This is a genomic window from Gluconacetobacter sp., from assembly GCF_047721585.1.
Taxonomy (GTDB): domain Bacteria; phylum Pseudomonadota; class Alphaproteobacteria; order Acetobacterales; family Acetobacteraceae; genus Gluconacetobacter; species Gluconacetobacter dulcium.
On sequence record NZ_JBDNXE010000163.1, the window covers coordinates 1 to 7391 of the forward strand.

The following is a 7391-nucleotide window of genomic DNA, read 5'->3' on the forward strand; positions in this document are numbered from 1 at the left end:
CCCCTGACCCCGGCCCATCCGCCCCCACATGGCACGATTCCACGAGTCAGCCGATTTTTCTGCCCGTCAGACTTTCACAGTTTAATCGCGCGCTCGGGGCAAACCCCGGCTTTCGCGAAGCCCGTGCGCGAACATCTCAAGCGTGGTCGTCGGCCTGCCCAGTTTTTCCCAGGCTTCTTCGGCATAAAACGGATCTTCGTGATCTCCGAAATACGCGAACAGATGCGCCACGAATTTCATTTTCGGATTGAAAAGACCGATCATCCGCATGACCCAGAGCGGAGCCACGCGAATTTTGAGCGAGGGATCATAGGCTCGGACAAACCGTTCCATCGCCTGCCTGACAGAAATCGCTTCCGGTCCCTGCACAGGACAATGTTCCGGCATCGCCTCAGGATTCTGAAGCGCCTCGACCACCCACCGCGCGTAATCGGCGACACCGATCCACCAGATCCTGACGCGCGTATTCCCGACCCACCGGAGCGCGCGTCCGCTGATCATATACGGCAGCAACTCCATGAAATGCGTCGGCGCGAAAAAGGTATGGCGAATCCCGGAGTCCGCGATGATTTTGTGCCCTTCCATCCGGATGAGATTGGGCACGACGTTCCGCCTGATGTTTCCAAGCGCCGGGGGATAGGCGCCAAGAGAGCCGATCTTGGCGATATACCGGATGTTCAGCCCCGCGATCGCGGTCATCAGGTTTCGCACACCGTCCCGCTCTTCATGGAAGGGAAGATCCAGGTCCGCCGTCTCGGTCGCGAGATTGAGATAAATGGCGTCCACCCCGTCGAGGGCGGCGCGCAGGCCCGGAACGTCCCGCAGATCGGCCCGAACGATTTCGACAGTGTCCGGAAGCATCCTGCGCGCCTTGTCGGGCGAGCGGACAACGGCCCGAACCTCGAAATGTCTGGCCAGTTCGGTCGCGACCGGCGCGCCAAGCCGCCCCGTCGCGCCGATGACAGCTATTGTCCTGATCGGTTTCATGCTGTGTCCTGATCCATCGACGCAAAAATTGTTTCAAGTTTTGCAGGGTCGTAATGCCGGTCTATGGCGGCACTCCTCAGGCCGATCCCGCGCAGCAGGAACCGGACCGTGTTCTCGATCAGCCGTTCGCGTGTCACGCCGTATTCGACGACCGTGATGCCGGGCAGGCTGATCAGATGCAGCGTGTTCGCCAGATGATGGACGAACCAGATTTCCGCACTGCCGGCATGAACACCGTCCTCGACATCGCCCGCATCCTGCGCAACCCGAAAGGATCGTTCGAAAACGCCGATCCAGGGCGTCACATGCCGGTCGAGGAAAGCCTTCGCGAACTGGCCGTCGCCCAGCAGACTGGCTGTGACCAGCCGCTTGGTATCGTCATGAGAGCGCGCGTCACCGATACCGGGAAAGACCGCCTGCACAAGCAGGGCAACCCCTCTGACCAGCGTCGCCGTCGAAGGGACAGCCTCGGCGAGAAGACGGCTCCCGACCGCATTGGCCTCCACGCAATGAGATTCAAGTTCCGCGTAAAGCGCCTCCTTGCTGGCGAAGTGCCGATAAAGAAGGGCTTCGGAGACCCCTGCCGCCCTGGCGATCTCCTTCGTCGTCGCGCCCTCCCGACCGAGCCGGGCGAAAATGGGCGCCGCAGCCGACAGGATCGCCTGCCTGCGATCAGTCGCGGAAAGTCTGGATGGACGTGATGACATGGTTTCTCCTCGCGGACAAAAGTAAGTAAGTACTCACTTACATGCAAGTGTTCATTGCACCGCGCCATGGATGATGGAACCTACCATCCTGGACAGCCTATCTAAACAGATATCTTTGCAGCTTACCTGTCTATCCATATCGTGACGGAATGACTGATCCCCAGAATGAACAGCCCCTTCACGAGGCAGCGGCCCTGGCGCAGGATCTCCGCGCCCTTCTGAGCAAACTGAAGCGACGGCTGCGGGAACAGGCCCATGTCGGGGAACTGACGCCATCCCAGACATCGGTGCTGCTGCACCTGGAAGCGCATGGCCCCGCAACGACGTCGCATCTCGCCCGGTCGCAGGGCATCCGTCCGCAATCGATGGCACCGATCGTCGCGGCGCTGACGGATGCCGGTTTTATCGGCAGCCATCCGGACCCTTCGGACGGGCGCCAGACCCTTTTATCCCTGACGCACGCCTGCCGCAGGCAAATCCTCGCAGGGCGCGCCGCACGCCAGGACTGGCTGACACGGGCATTGCAGTCCCGTTTTTCGGCGCAGGAACAAGCCGAACTCACCCGGTCCGTCGCGCTCCTGAAGCGGCTCGTCGATGAATGATGGCGCATGGCAAAACCGCCTCCCCCATTCACCCCTCCACCATTCACCTCTGCCCCATTCCCCTCTGATTATGCTTTTGGAAAAGAGAACCCCATGGCGCTGACAACACTGGACCCTGTAACCGCGCTGATCGTCGTCGATTTACAGCAGGGCATCGTCGGCCTGCCACTCGCGCACCCGATCGAACCGGTCATCTGGCACGCCCGGTCTCTGGCCGATGCCTTTCGCGCCCGCGCCCTGCCGGTCGTTCTGGTCAACGTCGCCGGCAGCGCACCCGGCCGGACGGAACAGCAACGCCCGACAGGCCCCCGCCCGACAGGATGGACGGACCTCGTGCCGGAACTCGGTCAACTGCCTGACGATATCGTGGTGACGAAGCGGACATGGGGCGCCTTTGCCAGCACCGATCTGGAAGCACAATTAAAGGCGCGCGGCGTGACGCAAATCGTGGTCGCCGGCGTTGCGACCGGCACGGGTGTCGAGGCCACCGCACGCCAGGCCTATGAAGCCGGCTTCAACGTCACGCTCGCCTGCGACGCCATGACGGATTCCCGCGCGGAAGCCCATGATTACAGCATCCGGTCCGTTTTCCCCCGCCTCGGCGAGACGGGCACGAGCGCGGATATCATGGCCTTGTTACCGACAAGAGAAGATGCCGGACATGCAGGAGCTTGATCTGCCGCCCCCGCATTCCCGACACATCCACGGCGGCAACACACCGGAAAAGCCGTGATCTTTACAATGTCCGGAACATTCCGCTCGCTGCGCAACGTCAATTACCGGATCTGGGCTGGCGGCGCGTTCGTGTCCAATATCGGCACCTGGGTGCAGCGGACAGCCCAGGACTGGCTGGTCCTGACAGAACTGACGCATCACGACGCCACCGCCGTCGGATTGGTCATGGCGTTGCAGTTCGGGCCGCAGATGCTTCTGCTGCCCTGGACGGGGTTCGCCGCCGACCATTTCAACCAGCGCAGACTCCTGATGATCACGCAGGCAACAATGGGCATCCTGGCGCTGGCGCTGGGTGCGTTGACGGTGACCGGCCTCGTGCGGCTCTGGCATGTCGATGTCTTCGCCTTCCTGTTCGGATGCGCCGCCGCATTCGACGCCCCCGTCCGCCAGACCTTCGTAGCCGAACTCGTGGGAGACACGGACCTGCACAATGCGGTGGCGCTCAACTCCACCTCATTCAATGCCGCGCGCATGATCGGCCCCGCCGTGGCGGGGCTGGTGATCGCGGCCATCGGCACGGGCTGGGCGTTCCTGATCAATGGCGCCTCGTTTGCGGGCGTGCTGCTCTCCCTCATGGCGCTGCGGGCCGGCGAACTGCGACCGGCGATCCGCGCACACCGGAAAAAAGGCGGTTTCTCCGAGGGTTTCCACTACGCATGGGGCCGCAGCGACCTGCGGGCGATCCTGATCATGCTCTTCCTGATCGGCACGTTCGGGCTGAACTTTCCGATCTTCATCTCGACCATGGCCGTCGGCGTGTTCCACACGAATGCCCAGGGCTACGGACTGTTATCCTCCATCATGGCGATCGGCACGATGGCAGGCGCATTCCTCGGTGCCGGCCGAAAGGCACCCCGCTTCGACCTGCTGCTGACCGGCGCGGGCATCTTCGGCGCCGGCTGCGCCCTCGCGGCCATCGCGCCCACCTACTGGGCCTTCGCGGCTTCCCTGGTCGTGATCGGCGTAGCCGCACTGACCGTCACCAACACGACGAACAGCCTGATGCAGCTTTCGACAGCGCCCGAGATGCGCGGGCGCGTCATGGCGCTGCGCGTGGGCGTGGCGCTCGGTGGCACACCGATCGGGGCACCGATCGTCGGCTGGGTCGCCAACACGTTCGGTCCACGCTGGGCGCTCGGCATCGGCGCGGTCGCCGGGCTGATCGCAGCGTGCGTGGCATTCGTCGCACTCCCCCGCCAAAACCCGGACACCCCACCCTGATTGCCCCACCCTGATCGCGACGGCCCGCCGCGCCAGATCCGGGCACGGCACCGGCCCTAACCGCATTCACCTCGACGGAACAAAGATTTTTTCCGGAAAAGTGACGATGCTCTATGCGGCAACACGCGTGCTCATGGACGTGATGAACGCTCGGACGATCCGCCGGCTGGCATGCATCACCGGCCTCGGCGCGGGCGACAGCCGAGGACACGGCGGCTTCTTTTTCGGCCGGCCGCTCCTGCCCTTGCTGCTGCGCCACATCTATGACGACAAGAACCGTCAGGAAGACATTATCCGGGCCAGCACCCTGGACCGGACCATCGTCCGGCCGACAATGCTCAACGACAAGCCCGCGCGCGATCGCATCCGGGCCTTGACCGACCTGTCCGGCATACATGGTGGAACGATCGCACGCGTCGATCCAGACGGCGAGAGATCGAGCCATTGCCGACGCGCTCTGCCCTCGCGCGCAGCCGGCATCACGCCACGGGCCCGCGCACTCCCCACGCGTTGACGAGAACGGCCAGAAACGCCGTTTCAAAGAAAATCGTTGTCCGCACGGCCTTCCACACGACGAACCCGTCGGCCCGGACCAGAACGACGCCGCTTGCGGAAATTCCTCAGGCAGCCGGAAACACGGCGTCGGGATCACCGACGTCCGAGCGAAAGCAGGGTTTCGACTCCTTTCGCTCAGTCCCGGAGCCGGACGGCCTCGACCACGAAATACAGAGAGGCGACCGTATCCATCAGTTGGAAACGGTCATGCCGTCGCTGGAAGTACGCTGGAATTAAGCTGGATTTTATTGACACAGGACTGCGCAAACCGCGCCGTGATAGCCAGAACCAGGAAGAGCGCAAAATCCAGCGAGGTCTGAAAGCCCAGGATCATGATTTTTCGAGCCGTTCGGCCGAGCGGGCCGGCAGCGTGTGCGCCAGGTAGCGCGAAAGCTGCGGCTCCAATCCGTCGGAGGACAAGATCCCGGCGATATAGCCGTCCGGACGCACCAGCACCCATTGACCGGGTTCGATCCCGTACGCTTCGGCGATATGGCCGCCATCGTCGACGAGTTCATGCCCGGCGCCGACGGTAACGATACGGACACCCGCGATGGCCGACGGCCGATCACGCGCCTCATAACCGAGCAAGGTCCAGTGCGGTCCCTGAAAGAGCATGAACAGCCGAGTCCGTTGCCCCGCCTGTCCGCGACAGGGCGCATCGGGCGCGCGATCGCCCGCCTGCACTGTGCCGCCCACCGAACCGGGCACGCTCAACGACGAACCGCGATAGCCGAGGTCGATCTGCCGCGCTTCGCGATCGCGCCGCATGGTGCCCTGCTTTGCTTCCCCGAGCAGACGCGTCGAGAGACGAAGCATGTCCGACGCGATCGGACGCCGCTCCGCCTCGTAGCTGTCGAGCAGCGCCTCCGGCGCCCCCGCGAGCACGGCCGCCAGCTTCCAGCCAAGATTATAGGCATCCTGCACACTGGTATTGAGGCCCTGACCGCCCGTTGGCGGGTGAACATGCGCGGCATCCCCCGCGATGAAGACACGCCCGACCCGATAGCGATCGGCCAGACGCGCGTTCATCGTGTAGACCGAGGACCAGGACACCGAGCGGACGGTAATGTCCCCTCTGCCGGTCCGCTCTCCGATGAGCGCGGTCAGTCCTGCCGGAGACAGGTCGATCTCTCCATCCAACACCACGGGCGCCTGAACCTGGAACAGATCCGTTCCGGCCAGCGGGCAAATCATGACCTGCGTCCGGGGCGAACCGAGCTGGAAACGATGCCAGGCGACCCGATCGAGCCCCTCCAGCCGCACATCGGCAACGATCGCGCGCACGCCCAGCGTCTCTCCCGGAAAATCGATCGCCAGGGCATGGCGCACGAAGCTGCGGCCGCCATCGGTCCCGACAAGGAACCGGGCACGGATCACCGACGCGCCGCCTTCCCGTTCCACCCTTGCCGTCACGCCTTCGCCCCTGCCCGCGCCCTCGCCCTCGCCATCGCCATCCTGCTCGAATCCGACCAGCCGCGTGCCGAAGCAGGGATAATGACCCAGTTCGGCAAGGCGCTCCCGCATGACGGCTTCGGTTGCGAACTGCGGCAGCATCAGCGGCGCGGCATAAGGTTCGGCGGGAGACGGGGAGACGTCCGCTTCCGTCAGCAGCGACATCTGATGGGTTCCATCGGGACGATACTGACAAAGCGGCGGATAAGGCCCGCCTGCCGCCGCCACGCGGTCGACGAAGCCGAGATCTTCAAAAATTTCCATCGTCCGGGGCTGGATGCCCTTGCCGCGCGACCCGCCGAACGGCTGCGCGCTCTGCTCGATCAGTCGGAACGAAACCCCACGGCGGGCGAGGTCGATCGCAAGGGTCAGGCCAGCGGCCCCCGCACCCGAGATCAGGACATCTGTATCGAAAGACACTGGCAGCTCCACGAATCAATGTGCAATATTCACGTATCTGAGATTGGCTCCCAAGGCAACGAAAAACGTGAATAATGCACACGATCCCGAAATCCTGCGCGGCCTCCACGCCGCGATCATCGACCTGGTCGATGAGATCAACCGGCCACGCCGTGACGACCGGTTGATCGAAGAAGCGGGCATTCCACTGGATCGGGCTCTGTTTCCGCTTCTCGCGCGCGTATGGCGTTACGGTCCCATCGGCGTGGTCGATCTGGCCGACCGGACGGGCCGCGACCACACCACGATCAGCCGACAGATGAGCAGACTGGAGGAACTGGGCCTCATCGAGCGCCACCCGTCCGCGACGGACAAACGTGTTCGCGAAGCCACCGTGACGGGAAAGGGACGAGAAATGGTCGGCATGCTGAATGCGGCCCGCGAAAGGCTGGCAAACCGCATCCTTATCGACTGGACAGATACTGACCTCGATCAGTTACGAACGCTTCTACGACGCTTCGCTGACGACCTGATGCGATGATCAATCCCGTGAAATATCTGTCATCAGCATCAGACCGCGTGCTTTCCTCGTAAAGCTGTATGTCGTCTTCCAGAATCAAACAGACAAGCTGCTTTCGCCTCATGCCGGACGTAGATCAGGAAGTCTAAGAGTCTGTCCAAGATCATGATGTATGATTACAGAGTCTTCTGAGCATCATCCGGACTGAGG

8 protein-coding genes are annotated in these 7391 nt (G+C 63.2%); 5 read left to right on the forward strand and 3 right to left on the reverse strand.

The window, feature by feature from the left end:
* Positions 1-81: 81 nt before the first annotated feature.
* A complete protein-coding gene (locus ABF821_RS18885) occupies positions 82-987 on the reverse strand; it encodes an SDR family oxidoreductase (RefSeq protein ID WP_415531193.1) in 906 nt (301 codons plus the stop codon).
* Complete coding sequence (locus ABF821_RS18890) at positions 984-1694, reverse strand: TetR family transcriptional regulator (RefSeq protein ID WP_415531194.1); 711 nt, start codon at positions 1692-1694, stop codon at positions 984-986. The genes ABF821_RS18885 and ABF821_RS18890 overlap by 4 nt, the downstream gene beginning before the upstream one ends.
* Positions 1695-1843: 149 nt before the next feature.
* Between ABF821_RS18890 and ABF821_RS18895 the strand changes: the two genes are divergently transcribed.
* The 4 genes from ABF821_RS18895 (at position 1844) to ABF821_RS18910 (ending at position 4766) form a co-directional block, all read left to right on the forward strand.
* Entirely contained in the window at positions 1844-2296 is a 453-nt protein-coding gene (locus tag ABF821_RS18895) for a MarR family winged helix-turn-helix transcriptional regulator (protein ID WP_415531195.1), read from the forward strand.
* A gap of 93 nt (positions 2297-2389) precedes the next feature.
* Complete coding sequence (locus ABF821_RS18900; RefSeq protein WP_415531196.1) at positions 2390-2971, forward strand: isochorismatase family protein; 582 nt, start codon at positions 2390-2392, stop codon at positions 2969-2971.
* Positions 2972-3037: 66 nt separating this feature from the next.
* Positions 3038-4252, forward strand: coding sequence for an MFS transporter (locus tag ABF821_RS18905; protein ID WP_415531197.1), 1215 nt, complete (start codon positions 3038-3040; stop codon positions 4250-4252).
* A gap of 106 nt (positions 4253-4358) precedes the next feature.
* Positions 4359-4766, forward strand: coding sequence for an NAD(P)H-binding protein (locus ABF821_RS18910; RefSeq protein WP_182972229.1), 408 nt, complete (start codon positions 4359-4361; stop codon positions 4764-4766).
* A 371-nt stretch (positions 4767-5137) separates the two neighbouring features.
* Here the strand turns inward: ABF821_RS18910 and ABF821_RS18915 are convergent, their stop codons facing one another.
* Positions 5138-6682, reverse strand: a complete 1545-nt coding sequence (locus tag ABF821_RS18915) for an FAD-dependent oxidoreductase (RefSeq protein WP_415531198.1) — start codon at positions 6680-6682, stop codon at positions 5138-5140.
* A 43-nt stretch (positions 6683-6725) separates the two neighbouring features.
* Between ABF821_RS18915 and ABF821_RS18920 the strand changes: the two genes are divergently transcribed.
* Complete coding sequence (locus ABF821_RS18920; RefSeq protein WP_415531199.1) at positions 6726-7202, forward strand: MarR family winged helix-turn-helix transcriptional regulator; 477 nt, start codon at positions 6726-6728, stop codon at positions 7200-7202.
* The last annotated feature ends 189 nt before the right edge of the window (positions 7203-7391 follow it).